Source organism: uncultured Prevotella sp. (genome assembly GCF_946407605.1).
Lineage (GTDB): Bacteria > Bacteroidota > Bacteroidia > Bacteroidales > Bacteroidaceae > Prevotella.
The window spans coordinates 1-16,505 of sequence record NZ_CAMJOS010000046.1 but is presented as its reverse complement, the minus strand read 5'-3'; the positions used below and the strand labels follow the sequence as shown (position 1 = coordinate 16,505).

The following is a 16,505-nucleotide window of genomic DNA, read 5'->3' as shown; positions in this document are numbered from 1 at the left end:
GTTGCTCAGGTACTTATAAAGAAAGTTAAATTAAAGTGCTGCGGAATTTAGGATTTATTACCACCATGAAGAGAACGGTATTTTTATTTGCAGTCACCATAGCAGCGACCGTTGCCGCTATGGCTCAGACCAGTTTCAGTGAGCCCACGACGTTGTATATCCTGCACAGTAGTGGCAACCATCTGGAGATGGGAACCGACAATGGAGGCTGGATAGAGGCATCCACCAAGTCCAGTCCGCAGAAAATGGTTATCGTTCCCGATGGAAAGGGCTATTATAACATTCAGGTGAGCGGAAAGGAGATGTTCTTGTCGAAGACAGGCGAGTGGAACACGAAGTTCATTGCCGACTCGTCACTGGATGAGGCTAAGTTTACCATCGAGCAGGGTATGAGCGCGTTCGTCAAACTGCGCTGCAAGGCGAATAACGGATACCTGGGTACCGACAGCAACGACGGACACCAGAAGGTCTATTCCAATAAGGACGGCTCCGACATCAAGCATCTGTGGTATTTCAGTACGAAGGTCAATACGACACCGCCCACCGATACGCTTGCCTATATGATTAATCCGCAGTTGGTGCGCCAGCATTTCGATGGCTGGGGCGTGTCGCTCTGCTGGTGGGCAGGACAGTGCGGAAAGTGGTCGGACTCGAAAATCACCGAGATCATCAAGTGGCTCACCAGTCCCACGGGTCTTAACTATTCGCACTTCCGTTATAACATCGGTGGTGGTGATGACCCCGAGAACCGTCACTGCGACCTTCACCACATGGGCAAAGGCAAGGGCTTGCGTGCCGAGATGGAGGGCTTCAAAGACTTCAGTGGCGATGAGTACCACTGGGACCGTGATGCCGCCCAGCGTAAGATCATGCTAAAAATCAAGGAATTGCGTCCAGACGCGGTCTTCGAGGCCTTCAGCAACTCGTGTCCTTATTATATGACCTACAGTGGATGTGTCAGCGGCAATGCCGATGGCGGCAAGGACAACCTGAAGCCGGAGTACTACGAGGAGTTTGCCCACTATGTGGTAGATGTCTGTAAACACTATAAGGACGAGTACGGCATCGAGTTCAAGACGCTGGAGCCTTTCAATGAGTCGGTCACGGGCTTTTGGTATGCCAATGGCCCGCAGGAGGGTTGCCATTTCGACTATCAGTCACAGATTAACTTCATCCGTGTCTTGGAGCCTATCCTCAAGGCTTCAGGTCTTAATACTGTCATCTCTGCTTCCGACGAGACCAACGTGGGACTGTCGGTCGAGGGATTCAAACAATACAAGAACGCAGGGGTGCTGTCGAAGGTGGGACAGTGGAACACGCATACCTATTCTGGCAGCAATGCCGACCGTGCCCGCTTGGCTTTCCTGGCTCATCAAGCAAAAAAACCCCTCTGGATGAGCGAGACGGGCTCGGGTGGTAATGGCATTGGCGGTAACCTCAGTCTGGCACAACGTCTGATTGATGATATGCGCTACATACAGCCGGAAGCGTGGATTGACTGGCAGTATATGGAGGAGGCCAACGACCAGTGGTGCACCATCCGAGGCAGCTTTGCCGACCAGACCTACGCGAAGGTGAAGAACTACTATGTGCGTCAGCAATGCACGCGTTTCATCAAGCATGGTTACGACATCATCACGTCGCCCTGCTCCAAGTCCCTGGCAGCTGTCAATGCCAGTCGCGATACGCTGGTGCTGGTGGTACTCAACGAGGGTGCCAAGGCCGTACATAATATCGACTTGTCGCTTTTTTCTGATCTGCCTGCCCTCAGCAGTATCAAGGCCTATCGCACCTCTGCTAATGAGAACCTGGTCAGCACCAAGAATGGGATCACCCTCAATGGCAGCGACCTCAAGGTGGTGATGCCAGCCCAGTCTATTATGACCTTTATCATTCCTGCGCATAGTACGAAGGTGACAGCCACGGATCTGCTGCGCGACGGCTGCGAGTACCTGATCATTCCTCGTCATGAGACCACACGTGCCGTTACGGCCACTGCCAGTAAGGTCACCATTCAGGATATCGATTACGGGGATGCCCAGCGCTGGACGCTCTCCGACCTTGGCAACGGCACTTACGGCTTCAAGAACGCCCTTGGGCTGAGGCTCACGGCTCATCGTAGCAGTAGCAGCTCTTCGCTCACGGCACAGAAGAGTGAGGCCAGCGAACAGGACTTTTATATTGACACCGTGGACTATCCTTACTATAAGATTCTGGCCAGCAAGGGACACAGCCACGGGTTCGACCTGACCAATGAGTCGACAGCAGCCGGAACGACGGTCAACATCTGGCAGTATCAGGACAGCAACACCACGCCCATCCATCGCCAATGGATGCTATTCCCCCTTGCAGCACCCCAGCAGCAGAACAGCATCGAAGAGACACTAATACCGTCCGATGTCACGGCTACCGCGACAAGCAAAAAGATCTATGACCTCTCTGGTCGCAGGATTGACAATCGTCAGTCACTCTCCAAGGGCATCTATATCGTCCGAGGAAAGAAAGTAGTGGTGAGATAGCAACAGGCAGTGACCAGTCCCTATGTGTCTTTTTATAACGAACAGCGAGGCGAAAGTCCCGCTGTTCGTTTATTATTGTGTCAGAGGATAAGGTTCCATCCTCGTAGCATGGCGAAGTAGTCGAAGACAGAGGTGCCGTTTTCCTGCACCGCCATAGCGGCGCCAAGCATCATCCAGCGGGCAGGACGCTCCGACGGTATGCCGAGTGGCTCGTCAGGACCGATGCCGGTGAGCTTCGACACATTGGCGATATACGCCGCCATATCGTTATGGTCAGCTTCGGGTGCCCATCGACTCACGATGCCTCTAATGGTGTAGAGACGGTACTTGTGATAGTAGGTGCGCGTTAGCAGCACGAAGGCTGCCCGCCAACCATACTCCATCGTTTCAAACTGTGCAAAGCTTGCGTCTGTCTGTTGGGCTCGCAGGCCCTTCCACTGGTCCTTGCTTTTGCGGATATTCAGTGGATTACAATTTCTAAATCCTCTTGGTAACATAATTTATAAAGTTTCAAGTTTCAAGATTCAAGTTTCAAAAAATACAAATGTCCAAAGTGAATAACTGAATAAGTGAATTAGTTGCCATTAAGGCAACTCACTCACCGTTTTCTTATAGATGCCATACTTCACCACCTCAATTACTCCATCGTTGCGGAACCTTGTGATGGCTTTCGAAGCACTCGACTGCGAGACACCGAATATCTCCATAAACTGCTGCGTCTTGAATTCGTCGGGCAATTTGCGGAAACACTCGCTGTAGCGGGTGCTGCGCTTCCTTACCACAAACTCCTTGTTCTGGTCGGCAAAATAGTTGAATGCCATCTCGCCGAAGAAGAACTGCTGGCAGCGGTATTGGATTTCCATTGCCAGACGACAGAGCCGCTTGTCGGTGTCATCCATCGTCAAAGTGCGAGATTCCTGCCACTCATCCCAATGGCGCATCAGAATGAACGGAAGGCTGATGCCGATGCCGTAATATGGGATACGCTTCAGCAAGGTTCGGTCCGCCTTATCGCCGTTGAACTCAGCAATCTCCAGATGGCTTGACTGCCATTCGTAGGTCTCGTCATTCAATGGTTCGATGGGGATTTCACCCTCTACTCTATCCAAGCGGTAAGCCCACTCTCGCAGCGCCTCGTTGGCAATCGGGTCAACCTTTTGGTATCGCGCTGCCACACCCTTGTCGGGTAGCGGAATGCAAGCCAGTCGGGTGCTCATGCCAGTACCGAAGTTCCTTTGGTTTACCTTACGGTGCAGGGCATATGGCGTACCAGTGTAGATAAAGTTCCAATACACATTAAACATACCCGTGATGCTCTCAGTATTGGCATACATCTGTCCGTCCTGCTCGTTGTGGAAACACTTCAGTTCCAGTACCTCTCGGTCCTTCCAGTCGCCACCCTTGTTGTTCTTGGTGACGTTATCCAGTTCCGAGTCGAAGCTGAACATGTGGATGTTCATCGGCTTTCCCTCTATTGTCTCTACCGCCGACAACATATGGCGGATAAACTCACCTGTCGCTGTACGGGCAGGGTGAATACGAATGCCAACTACAGGTTTTTTCAGGGCTTCGCCCTTCTGGGCCTTGGTAGAAGTGGCACGTTCCGTTCTGCCATCCTTGTAGCGGTTCACCGCATTTATGAGGCATTGGTCAGCCTGAATCATCGGGTCTGCAATCTTGAAGTAGAACTTCTCAATGACGTTCTTACCAGCACCCGGGTCACCAATGATAAAGATGCAGTAGTTCAGTCGGCGCACTATCTCCGGCTCATACCAGAAATGGTAGTAAGCCCGGGTCATCAGCGTACCGAATAGTGCCGCAGAAGAAAAGAGGATGGCAGGCATCTTATGAGGGTGAGCATTCAGAAACAGCTCCTTCATGCAGGGGTAATACTCTGACATCTCCTGCAGTTCCTCAGCCCATTTGTCCAGCGGCAGCTGGGAGTAAACATCGTCTTCTTGAGAGTTGACAGTTGAAAGTTGAGAGTTGAAAGTTGTCTCTTGCGCAACTGCCCCCGAAGATTCCAAGGCAGCCTTCATCTCTTTCGAGATTTTCGGCAGCCACGCCTTACCCTTCTTGGCGTTCTCGCTCTCCTGTGCCGTCACGTAGTCGGCAGCATTATTCACGGTACGCTCCACATCCTCCTGCCTTTCCTCTACTATCTGCTTCACCCAGGGCTGCACCATCAGCAGGGCCAGTGTCTTCTGCTTGTCGCGGTCTGTCATGATATACAGGTCGCGAGCCAACACCACGCTGGCTTCATGCCTCGAAGCACCCTCCTTGGCGCCAAAGCGTTGTGTCGCCCAAGCCTCGATAATCGTCTGGAACGGCACGTTGTTATACGTCAGAGGCTCAGCAATCCGCAAGTAGTCTCCATCGCCTCCTGATACGCCCTGTTGGTTTTCTCCAGCAGTTTGTATGGTGGATACACCACGATTACCAGAATCACTCTCAGCAGCGTCAATAGTAGGCTGAGACTTACCAGCATGATATTCCTCGTTATACTTCTTACCAAAATCTTCGCTTTCATACGTAATCAGTTTTTCTTCGTCAATAAAAATAATATCTTCACTCGTAGTCAGGAACGCTCCCCTTGAGGCATCCTTACAAGCCTCATCGGGGTTCAGTCCGAGTTTCTTAGAAAACACTATCTGGTTGTCAATCAGGTTGCCTATGGCAGCATCAGCAATAAAGACCACCTTCAAGCCATGCCCAGACGGTGTAACGAACACAAAAAGCACCCTTGCCTTGTCCTCATCAGACAATTTTGCAAAAGCCTCCTCCCATACCTTGCGTACATCGCCCTCAACATGATCAAAGTCGATGACGCACAAACCATTTAGTCGACAATGATGCTGACTGCGCCAACAGCCTCTCTTAATGGTTTTCTCGCCAGTCTGCTTGTTCTCGAACATCTTGTCCGACTCATCATACGTAGCGATGAAAATCACGAAGGGCAGGCCCTTTTTCTTGTTGTCGTAGGCGTTCTTATCGCCCCGAGCCAGCGCCTCGCGAGCCTCCCTGACTTTTCTGAAAGTTTCAGGCGCCGTGATAAGCGCCCGAAACTGTTCCTTACTAACTATCTCTGTTGGCAGACCGAAGCTTCGTTGATAACAAAACATTTGTCAATCTCACTTGTTAGTTGGTATAGCTGCTTCCTTACGTCCAATAATCCTTCGACCTCGAATGTGAGCCAAGCCATCAGTTGGGGGTGCTCACCTTTAACAAGACACACCTTCAGGCATTCTTTGTTAACCAGGAACTCACCGTCTGGCAGCTCTGGCTTCTCAATCTGAATGTCCTTCGTCAGCTTATCCAACTCTTTTCGGAAATAGGCTGCCTTGTCTGGCACCTCCTCCGGACATTTCAGTTCCACACACGTCAGCGGGTTCTTACCCGAGGTGATATACCTCTTCGACTTCCCCACCTTCTTCACGTCTTTCTGACTTGGCTCGCCCTGAGCCTGTGGGTCAACCTCAATCGAACCATCATCATAGATTCTGGTGTTCGACTTAAACGACTTCTGCAGCTTCCTGCGTGGAGAAGAGGCGCCTTGCACCTCTTTCTCCTGCTTCTTCATCTCTTCCATAATCTCAAGATACTCTAAAGTCATACCATCCCGATCTTATCCACGTAAATCGTAGTAGCCTGCATAGCCTCGCCAGTCTGCTGAGAGTTCCACTCACGCACCACCATCGAGCATTGTACCTTGTACAGATACTGAGGATCATACTTCGGACAGTTGACCGCCCTCTCGCCGGTAATCTCACCGAGGAAAGTGTTCAAACCATCCGTCAACTTCAGGGTTACAGAATTGATAACTTTCTGGTCACCCGTTTTCTTGTCGAGGTACTGTCGTGTCATCAGTCCCGACTGATTCAAAATTCTTACTGTTGCTTCCATAAAAACAATTCGTGAAATTTGTGTAATTCGTGGTTCCTTTTCCTTATATCTTATTTCCTTATCATAAACAATAAATAGTCTTTCGTCTCGGCCAGAAGCTCAATCCCTAAATGGAAATACTCCTGTTCGGGATCGAGGTTCAAGAGTTCAACCAGATGGTTGGCCAGCTCAGCATTGTTAAACTGCAGACTACTGGTACCAGCCCTGAACTTCACCTCGACGCCTCGTGTCCGGTTGAACATCAGCACCACGTCGGTAGTCTGGCGGCTCCTGGTCAGCAGCATGTGGGTCGACAGCTTCTTGGCTATCATCCTCGAGTGTTCCTGATTCAGCGTGAACCGCTTGCCGCCTCTCAGACTCAGCGAACAAGTGTTCTTCGGAAGTCCTAGGCAGTTGCTTCTCGACTTGACGTCAATAATCTCCAAGTCCAGGCTGTCCAGCTGTGCTGTCTCGCTGCGGTCGGCCCGCTGCTCTCTGATTCTCTCTACCCACTCCTCGTGAATGGACAGCCAGAAGTCCTTGCCGTAAATCGTCTTAGGATAGATGAAAGCCTGAGGTATCACGCTCTCGGCCTTGGCTCTTTCCAGATAAGCCTCCAAGGTAGGAGGATTCACCGATAGGTGGTTCTGTCGATAGTTCTGTGAAAACATCACGTAGATGTTACGTACATGTAGGAATCTCTTGAATTCCTGTATCTCTGTTCTTGTCATAATAAAAAAGATTCTTTTACGTCGCCCCCTTTCAGGCGACCTTTATAGTGAATAAATAATGTTCGTGCGTATGTGTGTGGGCATCCGGTGAAAATGTAGCAATAAGTTAAAGAGCGCTTGCAAACTGATTCTGAGCGTCCTCAGGTTTGCAAGCGCAAAAGTAGTTACAAATGATTTCAGATGATAGGGTTTGAAAGAGGCCGTCTCTAACATTCTCCAACTTTCTCTGATATTCTCTGTTTTTCTCTGATATTCTCCGTTTTTCCCTCCGTCAAGGCACAAAAAAAGCATCAGAACCTCGTTGATTCTGATGCTTGCTATGATGCTGCTATGCTCTCTAAAGACTTACTTCTTATAGTATTTCATAAACGTCTTAATACTGAATCCATCACCGCTGGGCATTCCCATACGTACCAACTCCGTATAAGCCGTATCTGCACTCTGTGGCAAATAAATCTTTTCCTCTGATTCCAACTTCGTAAGATACTTACAAATCTCCTGTATGCCCTGACGAGTCACCAGTTTCTTTACCTGTTCGTGAATATTCCGTTCCTCTTCTCCGGTTATAGCCGGGTGGATAAATTTGAAAAGTATCTCATCGCAAAGAGTTGTAGTTGCCGGTTCTGCTTTCTGTTCAATCTTTTTGTCTGCAGCTATTTGTTGCACAGGTGATTGGTTTACCGTAGCTCCAGGCATTGCAAACACACAACCACTAATGGGGCCTGTAAACACTTGACAATTCTCATTAGTCTGGTATACCGTTGGGGTCTCCAACTCCAATTTCTTCTTTTCATTCTTCATTGTCCGATCCTCCACCATTGAACTCTGATTCCGTTATATTACCTGTAAATACCTGACTATTAATGTTTTTCTGAATATATTTCTTGGTCACCTGTTTCACCACTTTCTTGTCTTTACCCTGAAGCCAATCATCTAATTCCTTATCAGCATCCGAACGTCCAAGAGCATCCATCAATTTCCTAATTTCCTCAACAGTCTTCTTATCTCGCTTCAAATTGTGCTTGACCTTTTTTACAAACCTTACAACGAAATCATCCTCTGTCTTAACTGATTTTAGACGCGCGTTCACTTCTTCTAACTCCTTGATACGTTTATCGCGACTTGCGATTTCTTCCTGATAAGATACAAGTTCCCAGCTACCTCGATTAGTAGAACGAAACGAATCTGTTTCTTTTTGCAAATACCAACGTATTGTTGCTTTCCAATCTTTACTCCCTGAAAAATCTGCTAGTGTATATGCAAAACGATAGATATCGTTAAGGCTAGCCTTACCGCCTAAACGATTTAGAGCTTCAATAATTGCTTCTTTTTGAGTCATCTTTTATTCTTTTTGGCTACAAAATTACGAATTTTCGCCATCTAAGCCAAACCGCTGATGGCAAACACCATCTGGTACCATCATTTTTGATGGAATTTAACAATAAAACGACATAATTATCATGTTTTTCGGAGAAAAGTAGTACCTTTGCATCTAAATATTGATAGTGTTATGTATTACATCTGGACAGACGAAAGCGATGCAACAGGGAAGTATTACGCCAATTTCTATGGCGGAATATTAATCAAGTCAGAACATCACGAAGAGGTGCTCTCACGTTTGTCGGCAGTTGTGAAAGAACAAGGGTTAGAAGATGAGGAGATTAAGTGGCAAAAGGTAAATGAATACACTGAAGAACGCTATAAGAAAATTATCGATGTAATCTTTGCCCTGATGGTTGAGGGTAAGGTCAAAATGCGTATGTTTTTCCGCCACCGCCAGTATGAAGCTGTAGGATTGACCAACGAACAGCGAAGAAAGGAGTACCCAATGTTGTACTACCAGTTTATCAAAAACGATTTTGGACTAATCTATAGTAACCCAACAGGCAAAGAAGTTCGCGTCAGACTCCTTATTGATGATATGCCGTTGAAAGGCTCTGCAAGAGAAGAATTTCTGAAAGCCATCTATCATCTTAACGAACTGAAATCGTTCCAAAAGGCAAACATCGTAATCAAAGAAGGAGATGTTGCAGAAGTGAACTCAAAGAAGCACCTACCACTACAAGTGATGGACTTGGTGCTTGGCTCTATGTGTTTCCGATTGAATGACAAGCACAAGGATCGTGGAATAGATGGAAAGCGAGCCAAACGTAACATAGTAAAGGAGCGCATCTATAAATACATCCGTACAAAGATATGGCAGTTACATTCGGGCTTCAATATCGGCATTACCACACCTATCACTAAACAGTCTGATCTGTGGGAACGTCCATATCTGCACTGGAACTTTGTACCGCGCAACTATATAAAGAATGAGGAACTGACTAAACAGCGAGCGAAAAGCCAAGTTTACATGGACTTTTCCGAGTCGCGAAGGAAGAAGGCAGAAGAGCCAATTGACGAAACGTTATAAAACAGAAACAGCCCCGTACAACCTACACGAGTGAGCTACGTCAACGTAACCTTTCAGTTGCAAAGGACTATTTTCTGAGTGCAAAGATAGGGAGTTTTTCTGAAACTTCCAAATTTTAAAGATACTTTTTATCAATTATTGGCTAAAATAAGACAATCAGCCACCATTATCGGGGCTAATTCACATATTACCAATTATATCCTTCATCAAAGAATTTTAGATAGTTTGCAGGTATTGTTTCTCGTATAGCTTTTACATCTTGGTAACCGCCATAAGTAAAACCATGGTCTGTTACTATATTCTCCACGAAATCATTACAGTTGATTCTGTAGCACATTGAATCTCCGCGCCCCTCACGGTATGCTATTTTTCCCCAATTTCGGGGAACACGACTTGTATAAAAACAAATACGTCCAGCATTCCCCCATGAACCAGTATCTTCGTTGTACTCATATACAACTTTTATATCAGCATGAGCGAGATACCCGAGGAAACGATAATAATCCTCAGGCTTAGGGAAACGAAGTTGTCCCAATTTTCCAAAATAGCTATGATACATATAGTTTTATTTTTAGTTAGTTATATTATTTACTTTCCCAAGGCGCATCTTCTGCAGCCATCCACATAACAGGCTCATTATCTTGTATATCATATCTCATAGTTTGTCGTTCCACATATTCACGGGTTACTACATACCATTGGCGTACACTCATTGAACCATATTCCTGTCCAAAATCCTCTTGTAGTTTTCTGGAAAGTGTCAAAATATCTATGCCGTTTTTCTCATGCATCAACTCGTCGGCACGTGACACCAAACGTGGCGAATCAAATAATGAGACAATAGTATACTCAAAGAGGCTTGGGCTGTTTTCCAAATAGATAAGGAGATGCTCAATGTCGTATGGACGTATTTTCTTTTCACCCTTTGAGTTGAAGGTTATGAATTGTATCTGTCTTTCACTATCCGAATAAATAGAAGGTGCAACAAAGATACATTGAGATTTCTGACGTTTCTGAAAATCAGAAAGATGTCGTTCAATCGGCCAAACCTCCATCATGGTTTGTGTTCTTCCTAATGCCATCGTAACCTCAACCAATACACCATTCTGCTGTTCATAACATTCAATATCGCCTTTGTTACCTCCCGCTGTTGATGTTGGTAGTCCTTCATCATCACAACTATAATTAGGAACTACCCTTACATCTGGCATCTTACAACGGATAGCAAGTGCAGTTAGAAATTCCAATCGTGTAGGAGCAGCCAGCAACTTCAATACGTTATCAGTACTGCTTTTCTTGGCTGCCAGATTTGTAAGTTCTTTCTTAATGATAGCCCAATTGTATACTCTTAGCCAGTTGTCGAGTAGTTTCTCGCTGGCAGTTGTTGATAGAGTATGTGATGATATTTGAATAAGATTCGTATCCAATTCGGCCATATAATCAAAATATTCACGTTCATCATCGAAATGCCTATAATGTGAATAATGTGATAAGATGTAACCGACTTTCTCATTTTCGTTCTTATTGATATCAATGAAACGACCTGCACCGCGAAGCGAGAAAAGTCCAGTCATTCGCATTTTGCGGATAAATTCATCAGGGTATTCATCAACAATTGATTTCACTTTGAAATCTTTGAAACTACCCTCCATAATTTCTTTTAAACAAATGTCGCAAATTACTTCGTCGCTTGGGTCATATCTGTGTTCTTTTCTAAGTTTAACTATACGCTGATAGAGTGCTTCAGAATTGTTGTCTTTCCAGAATATCAGTAATGGCAGTTCGCGTCTTGACATTCCACAGCCATTAAATCGAGGATCTGCATTTATTTTTTGTATTGTTTCCAACAAAAGAATCAGGGGAATATTATCATTCAATACACGAACAAATGGGTTTCTACGCTGTGACTTAGCCATAGCTTGCAAAAACACTTGTTGTTCATATTCGGGATGGGATATTTCTGTTGTAACAAATCCCGATTCCGGTTCTATCTCTATATCAAACGATTTGAGCAGATGATGAGCCAACTGTGATATAACAATAGGTTCGCCTGGCCAATAATAAGCCAAGCCAAGTTCTTTCGTTAAATCATAGATAGTAGCAAAACGTGAAGGCCAACCTTTTGCAAAACCTGCTTCTTTGTGACTTTGAGGATTACCTTGAAGCATCAGCCATACTTCTTCGTCATTGAGCATATACTCGCTAAATTCTCCATTAGAAGTTGATGCCCATTTGTTTTGAACAGAAGGAATCTTTTTCATAGGTCTGTATAGACCATAACGGATTGTTTCACCACATATCTTAGAGGCAAGCTCATCATCAAGTAACTGTCCCTCAAACTTATTCAGTACATACAGCATAAACTTCAATCTACCAGGATTGCGCATCGTGGTTGTATAAAGCAGAGGCTTATATTCAGGATTTACTTTTCGTGCCATAGGCTGTAGGTCTTTAGTAATTAGTTACCAGCACCTCGTTGAACTGTTTGATGCTGTTGTCGTTAAAACTGATATAATTGCTATTTATAGGATGGCTGTGATAGTGCTCAGACCATTCTAAAAAGAGAGTATTCGTGCGCCCACGATAGTGAGTGACGTTAGATATTGCAAAATGGATACCACGAGCATTCATGTCATCGAGCAATGCCAGCAGGTCGTGCTCCGTCTCGTCGTTCCACAACTTATTGTATTCGCTGAAAGTAATCAAATATGGCGGGTCGAGATAGACCAAATCGTCTACCTCATAATCAATACCGTTCAAGAACGTGCGGAAGTCCTCGTTGTGCCATTCCACTTGCTTTGTTATCATCACGCGGAAGTAATCTTCCAAAGCATCGTGGGTATTCTGATTGTAATCCACATTGCCAACCGGAAGATTGAAAAGCCCTTTCTTATTGAACCTCAGCATACGATTGAATCCATAAATCAACAGAACATAGAGTTGCATCCAATTCTGTTGACCACCAGCAATAAAATCTGCTTTCAGTCGGCTGTAAGCTTCCTTGTTATATTTCGCAAAATAGGTTTTGGGATGGGCTTTTTTCAACTCCTGCGGAACAGGATTTTCACGATATGAAAGCGAAAGTCCGTATTGCTCAACAATGCGATAGAATTCAGTATAAAAGTCCTGTTCCCTGCCGACATAGTCGCAAAGCATTCTGTGCAGACCTATCACATAGCTATCAATATCGTTCAATATAAAACCACCGGCATCGACATTCATCATCACCGAACCGCCACCAACAAACGGTTCTATTAGTCTGTTGATGTGGCCGGGGAAGTGAGTACGGATTTCGCGTATCAACTTATACTTATCACCCACGTAGAACATTGGGGAACGACTGATTCCGTTTCTCATTGTCAACTTCAGTTATGAATAAATACTCACGATGATCGTCAAACTCGGTTTTACCTGAATTGAATGCCTTAAACTCGTGATTGAATACCTGTGTTCTACCACACTTATTAAGCACTTCTTCCAACTGTTCCAACTTGATTTTGTTCTCTGAAGAACTACTCTTAGAATGGTAAGTGTTGTTGTATGAAACCACCAGATAGCGGCTGTTGATATGACTCACCAAATCCGTAAATGCAGTGAAGGCAGCATTTCGGCAGTAGTCGCTCATATTCTCTTCCTTGGGTTTTAGGGCTGTGCCGTATAGTTGCGGCTTCCTCCATTGCACCAAATTCTCGTAAACATGATAGAACCTACTATATTGACGTGAGTTGTAAGGAGGGTCAAGATACGTCAAATCTACATTGATGTGTCGTGCCAATTGGTTCGCATCCTCTTGATGAATCTCCACACCGCGATACAATTCGGCCTCTATCATTCGCATCTGGAATTGGTGGGCTACTGGTGCCTTGTGATGATAGGCATCAAAATGACCCATAGTGTTGGCGTGACGGTCTATGCTGTATATCAGCGAAGCCATCAATACTGCATACTCCTTATCAGTCAAGTCTTTCTGCAAAGTTTGTAATCTGCCTCTGATGTAACCCACAATCTTTGCTGTGTCATGATAAAAATACTTTCCGCCAAAGTTCTTGGAAAAGTAGTTCTCACCAATCTTTGTTGGATTGATATCATTAAACTCGTTGATGATGGTCAGTACCCTTTCTTCACTCCATTCGCCAGGGGCAAAGAAAGCGCGATACATTACATTGTTCGAGTGGAGAAAGTCATTTACCACCACTCGCTCATAAGTCTGCAAAGCCCTATGAGCCACCACACCAGTACCTGCAAAAATATCGCAGAAAGAATGGACATCATGGGTTTGCTCGTCGATGAGGCTGAATATCCAGTCCACCAACTTGGTTTTACAACCTATATACCGACGACTCTCCAAAGGGAATCGTCGCATTTCGATGCTATTGTCCATAAACACCTATTGTCGTTTATGGCCGTCGCATGGCTTATCGACATATGTTACGGATATTCCACAACCTCACAATCAGACACAGAAAAAGCGCGAACTCTCGCTCTTATCCGTATCTGGAGGTCGTAGGAAGAACCCGTATAATGGAGATAAGCTTAGAGCCCGCGCCGAAACGCGAGCAATAAAGCTGTACCGTTACCATTATACTGTATCTTGTGAATTTCCTACGTTCCCAGATACCTTCGATAACCAGCTATTGCCGTTTATTATTAACCACTAAAATCGCACCGGTACCTCCACTGAGGATCTAAACATTGCCATCAGGCAAGCGTCGTGTCACGACGATTAGCCAGTACTTGATTGCAAAAGTACAAAAACTTTTTGAGAATAATGCGATTTCATGCAGAAATTACACATTATTTAAATAATCGGTATTCTGTTAAAACGTCCTGGTAAAGCCTGGAATTTGTAAATATCTGCCGACTTTTCGGCTTTGATTGTTACCTTTGCAGCAAAAAAGATGGATAGGGAACGAATTGAAAACATTCTCAACGACGAAGCGCAGTTGGAGAGATTTGTAGAAGTGCTGGTAGATGAAATCAACAACGATGACGAGGCCTACGACAAGAAAGCCAGGCAGCTGCTTGACTTGTGTCTGACGGATGAACATGCCGATGACTTCTTCATTGCTGTTTGTGGGTGGAGTGTGGACAGCTTGATAGATAAGATGTAGATAGCAGCACCATACCCGAACATATTGACTTCGTCGATAACTCTCACGTTGACTTCACCGACCTCGAACGCGACTCGGCCATTAGAGAGCTAGCTCTCATGGCTCTCACTGCTTACTCGGTTCGGCAATATTTGAGCAAGTTCACATTGCTCTCACTTAATCGAGTTATTCACTTATTCAGTTATTCACTTTGGACATTTAGGTTTTTCAAACCGAAAGGGATGGAAGGGATGAGGAAAAGGGGTGACAAGACAGGGTAGAGATATAATTTATTAAAATTATATCTTATATTATATATATTATATATAATATATATAATATAAAAATTCTGTTTCCAGAAAATCGCAGAATGCAGATGTCCAAAGTGAATAAGTTATAAGTGAATAACCTCGATGGGAATTGAAAGTTGAAAATTGATAGTTGAAAATTGAAAAAAAGTAGCCAAAAAACTTGCATATATCATGAAAATTTTGTACCTTTGCATCATAGATGCAAAAAGGACAAAAGCGTCTAAAATTTGCGGGATGGCTATAGAGAAAATTTTTCTTAGTGCACGAGGAAGTTCTGCATAGTATAACCGCAAAATCGAGGAACAAAGGAATAGGTTTTAAGGAAGAGGAAAAATTTTTACAACCCTTAAAATTTATAACAATTATGGCACTTAAGGTAAAGGCAGTGGAAAGACTGCTGAAGTTTGACAAGGAATCGGCGGGCAAGTACCGCTATGTGATGAAGCCTGAGATGTACTCTACCCTGACGCAGGCAAAGGTCATCAAGGAGGCTGCTCTGCGCAGCGGCGTGAGTCAGGGCGTGATGAAGGCCTGCTGGGATGCAGCCGGTGAGGTAATCAAGGCATGGGCCACCGAGGGCCACAGCGTGGCGCTGCCCGGACTGGGAAGCATGCGCTTCGGTCTGCGAAGCAAGGCTGTGGAGAACGTCAACGACGTGAAGACGAGTCTGATCTCGAGCCGTCGCATCATCTTCACCCCCAGCGTGGATCTGAAGGACGAGCTGGCCAACACCGCCATCCAGATTTCCTGCATCGACCGCAACGGCAAGGAAGTGAAGCGTGTGACCTCAACCTCTGGCGAGGTGGAAGACCCCGAGGAGAACGGTTCTACGGAATCTGGGAACAACGGATCTACGGAGAACGGAGGCACCCAGAACGGTGGCGACAACTCAAACACGAATCCCTCGAATCCCACGAATGGTGACAACACCGGAGGTGGTGGTGACAACGGGTATAACTAAGGTGAAAGGTGAAAGGTGAAAGGTGAAGGGAGAATAGACCAAGGGGCCCCGAAGGGGTCGAATAACCTAGCATAGGGGCTTGTCCCTATGATTAAAGGGGCCCCAACCTTTAACCAATAACAATTAAAATTTTAATTAGCTATGAAGAAAGAAAGTTGGAAGACAGTTATTCAGATTATCGTATCGATACTGACGGCAGCGCTGACGGCGCTGGGAACGACATCTTGCATGGGAGTCTTGTAAGAGGTCAAAGGTGAAGGGTGACGGGTGAAGGGTGACGGGAGGATAGACCGAGAGGCCCCGAAGGGGACAAATAACCAAGCGTAGGGGCTTGCCCCTATGATGACGGCCCGTCCACACATCCCCTACCCGTCCGCAACACGAAAACAGAGAAGTGCATCAATCCGCAAGGATTGGTGCACTTTGGATATGAATCAAAGTTCCGTCCCTCGTGATTCTTTCTCTAACGCTTGTTAGGGCTTGGCTGGAGCTGTAAGCCGAATGATGTTCAGCGAGTATGGAGGTACATCAAACTGAACGCTATTGTTCTCTGGGGAGAGTAACTGCTCCACAGGGTGAATGGTGGTAGGGGCATCGA

Annotated in this window: 16 protein-coding genes; 5 read left to right on the top strand and 11 right to left on the bottom strand. The window is 45.7% G+C overall.

Features of this window, described 5'->3' with window-relative positions; genetic code table 11:
• The first annotated feature begins 65 nt into the window (after window positions 1–65).
• Window positions 66–2,519: a glycoside hydrolase gene (locus Q0R57_RS13635; RefSeq protein ID WP_294748828.1), complete on the top strand. Its 2,454-nt coding sequence runs from the start codon at window positions 66–68 to the stop codon at window positions 2,517–2,519.
• An 80-nt stretch (window positions 2,520–2,599) separates the two neighbouring features.
• Here Q0R57_RS13635 and Q0R57_RS13630 read toward each other — a convergent pair whose 3' ends face one another.
• The 7 genes from Q0R57_RS13630 to Q0R57_RS13600 all read right to left on the bottom strand — a co-directional run bounded on the left by Q0R57_RS13630 (window position 2,600) and on the right by Q0R57_RS13600 (window position 8,471).
• On the bottom strand, window positions 2,600–3,016 hold the full coding sequence (locus Q0R57_RS13630) for a hypothetical protein (RefSeq protein WP_294748825.1): 417 nt from the start codon (window positions 3,014–3,016) through the stop codon (window positions 2,600–2,602).
• Between the two features lie 87 nt (window positions 3,017–3,103).
• A complete protein-coding gene (locus tag Q0R57_RS13625) occupies window positions 3,104–5,641 on the bottom strand; it encodes a BT4734/BF3469 family protein (RefSeq protein ID WP_294748822.1) in 2,538 nt (845 codons plus the stop codon).
• A complete protein-coding gene (locus Q0R57_RS13620) occupies window positions 5,599–6,132 on the bottom strand; it encodes a hypothetical protein (RefSeq protein WP_294748821.1) in 534 nt (177 codons plus the stop codon). Before Q0R57_RS13620 ends, Q0R57_RS13625 begins: the two co-directional genes overlap by 43 nt.
• Window positions 6,129–6,422, bottom strand: coding sequence for a hypothetical protein (locus Q0R57_RS13615; protein ID WP_294748819.1), 294 nt, complete (start codon window positions 6,420–6,422; stop codon window positions 6,129–6,131). Before Q0R57_RS13615 ends, Q0R57_RS13620 begins: the two co-directional genes overlap by 4 nt.
• 50 nt (window positions 6,423–6,472) lie before the next feature.
• The gene (locus Q0R57_RS13610) at window positions 6,473–7,132 is read right to left on the bottom strand and encodes a hypothetical protein (RefSeq protein WP_294748817.1); all 660 of its coding nucleotides are present in this window, start codon (window positions 7,130–7,132) and stop codon (window positions 6,473–6,475) included.
• Between the two features lie 345 nt (window positions 7,133–7,477).
• A complete protein-coding gene (locus Q0R57_RS13605) occupies window positions 7,478–7,933 on the bottom strand; it encodes a hypothetical protein (RefSeq protein WP_294748815.1) in 456 nt (151 codons plus the stop codon).
• A complete protein-coding gene (locus tag Q0R57_RS13600) occupies window positions 7,923–8,471 on the bottom strand; it encodes a hypothetical protein (RefSeq protein WP_294748813.1) in 549 nt (182 codons plus the stop codon). The genes Q0R57_RS13605 and Q0R57_RS13600 overlap by 11 nt, the downstream gene beginning before the upstream one ends.
• A gap of 171 nt (window positions 8,472–8,642) precedes the next feature.
• On the opposite strand from Q0R57_RS13600, the gene Q0R57_RS13595 reads away from it, so the two are divergent.
• Entirely contained in the window at window positions 8,643–9,545 is a 903-nt protein-coding gene (locus Q0R57_RS13595) for a DUF3800 domain-containing protein (RefSeq protein ID WP_294748811.1), read from the top strand.
• 187 nt (window positions 9,546–9,732) lie between these two features.
• On the opposite strand, the gene Q0R57_RS13590 is transcribed toward Q0R57_RS13595, so the two are convergent.
• From Q0R57_RS13590 to Q0R57_RS13575, 4 genes are read right to left on the bottom strand one after another with little or no spacing between them, the layout of a single operon-like run.
• Window positions 9,733–10,104: a hypothetical protein gene (locus Q0R57_RS13590; RefSeq protein ID WP_294748809.1), complete on the bottom strand. Its 372-nt coding sequence runs from the start codon at window positions 10,102–10,104 to the stop codon at window positions 9,733–9,735.
• A gap of 25 nt (window positions 10,105–10,129) precedes the next feature.
• Window positions 10,130–11,983 carry an AlwI family type II restriction endonuclease gene (locus tag Q0R57_RS13585; protein WP_294748807.1) on the bottom strand — a complete coding sequence of 618 codons (1,854 nt, stop codon included), beginning with the start codon at window positions 11,981–11,983 and terminating at the stop codon, window positions 10,130–10,132.
• Window positions 11,984–11,996: 13 nt separating this feature from the next.
• Complete coding sequence (locus Q0R57_RS13580; protein ID WP_294748805.1) at window positions 11,997–12,902, bottom strand: Dam family site-specific DNA-(adenine-N6)-methyltransferase; 906 nt, start codon at window positions 12,900–12,902, stop codon at window positions 11,997–11,999.
• Window positions 12,859–13,926 (bottom strand): DNA adenine methylase, encoded by a 1,068-nt coding sequence (locus tag Q0R57_RS13575; RefSeq protein WP_294748803.1) that lies wholly within the window; start codon window positions 13,924–13,926, stop codon window positions 12,859–12,861. Before Q0R57_RS13575 ends, Q0R57_RS13580 begins: the two co-directional genes overlap by 44 nt.
• Window positions 13,927–14,443: 517 nt before the next feature.
• Here Q0R57_RS13575 and Q0R57_RS13570 point away from each other — a divergent pair.
• From Q0R57_RS13570 to Q0R57_RS13560, 3 genes are all read left to right on the top strand, one after another.
• On the top strand, window positions 14,444–14,656 hold the full coding sequence (locus tag Q0R57_RS13570; RefSeq protein WP_294748801.1) for a hypothetical protein: 213 nt from the start codon (window positions 14,444–14,446) through the stop codon (window positions 14,654–14,656).
• Between the two features lie 654 nt (window positions 14,657–15,310).
• The gene (locus tag Q0R57_RS13565; RefSeq protein WP_294748799.1) at window positions 15,311–15,907 is read left to right on the top strand and encodes a DNA-binding protein; all 597 of its coding nucleotides are present in this window, start codon (window positions 15,311–15,313) and stop codon (window positions 15,905–15,907) included.
• Between the two features lie 141 nt (window positions 15,908–16,048).
• Window positions 16,049–16,150 carry a smalltalk protein gene (locus tag Q0R57_RS13560; RefSeq protein ID WP_294745395.1) on the top strand — a complete coding sequence of 34 codons (102 nt, stop codon included), beginning with the start codon at window positions 16,049–16,051 and terminating at the stop codon, window positions 16,148–16,150.
• Window positions 16,151–16,505 lie beyond the last annotated feature (355 nt).

What these genes read in the sequence shown, in the direction of transcription:
- Q0R57_RS13635 (WP_294748828.1), top strand. Translation starts at nt 66, where the DNA reads ATGAAGAGAACGGTATTTTTATTTGCAGTCACCATAGCAGCGACCGTT.
- Q0R57_RS13630 (WP_294748825.1), bottom strand. Translation starts at nt 3,016, where the DNA reads ATGTTACCAAGAGGATTTAGAAATTGTAATCCACTGAATATCCGCAAA.
- Q0R57_RS13625 (WP_294748822.1), bottom strand. Translation starts at nt 5,641, where the DNA reads ATGTTTTGTTATCAACGAAGCTTCGGTCTGCCAACAGAGATAGTTAGT.
- Q0R57_RS13620 (WP_294748821.1), bottom strand. Translation starts at nt 6,132, where the DNA reads ATGACTTTAGAGTATCTTGAGATTATGGAAGAGATGAAGAAGCAGGAG.
- Q0R57_RS13615 (WP_294748819.1), bottom strand. Translation starts at nt 6,422, where the DNA reads ATGGAAGCAACAGTAAGAATTTTGAATCAGTCGGGACTGATGACACGA.
- Q0R57_RS13610 (WP_294748817.1), bottom strand. Translation starts at nt 7,132, where the DNA reads ATGACAAGAACAGAGATACAGGAATTCAAGAGATTCCTACATGTACGT.
- Q0R57_RS13605 (WP_294748815.1), bottom strand. Translation starts at nt 7,933, where the DNA reads ATGAAGAATGAAAAGAAGAAATTGGAGTTGGAGACCCCAACGGTATAC.
- Q0R57_RS13600 (WP_294748813.1), bottom strand. Translation starts at nt 8,471, where the DNA reads ATGACTCAAAAAGAAGCAATTATTGAAGCTCTAAATCGTTTAGGCGGT.
- Q0R57_RS13595 (WP_294748811.1), top strand. Translation starts at nt 8,643, where the DNA reads ATGTATTACATCTGGACAGACGAAAGCGATGCAACAGGGAAGTATTAC.
- Q0R57_RS13590 (WP_294748809.1), bottom strand. Translation starts at nt 10,104, where the DNA reads ATGTATCATAGCTATTTTGGAAAATTGGGACAACTTCGTTTCCCTAAG.
- Q0R57_RS13585 (WP_294748807.1), bottom strand. Translation starts at nt 11,983, where the DNA reads ATGGCACGAAAAGTAAATCCTGAATATAAGCCTCTGCTTTATACAACC.
- Q0R57_RS13580 (WP_294748805.1), bottom strand. Translation starts at nt 12,902, where the DNA reads ATGAGAAACGGAATCAGTCGTTCCCCAATGTTCTACGTGGGTGATAAG.
- Q0R57_RS13575 (WP_294748803.1), bottom strand. Translation starts at nt 13,926, where the DNA reads ATGGACAATAGCATCGAAATGCGACGATTCCCTTTGGAGAGTCGTCGG.
- Q0R57_RS13570 (WP_294748801.1), top strand. Translation starts at nt 14,444, where the DNA reads ATGGATAGGGAACGAATTGAAAACATTCTCAACGACGAAGCGCAGTTG.
- Q0R57_RS13565 (WP_294748799.1), top strand. Translation starts at nt 15,311, where the DNA reads ATGGCACTTAAGGTAAAGGCAGTGGAAAGACTGCTGAAGTTTGACAAG.
- Q0R57_RS13560 (WP_294745395.1), top strand. Translation starts at nt 16,049, where the DNA reads ATGAAGAAAGAAAGTTGGAAGACAGTTATTCAGATTATCGTATCGATA.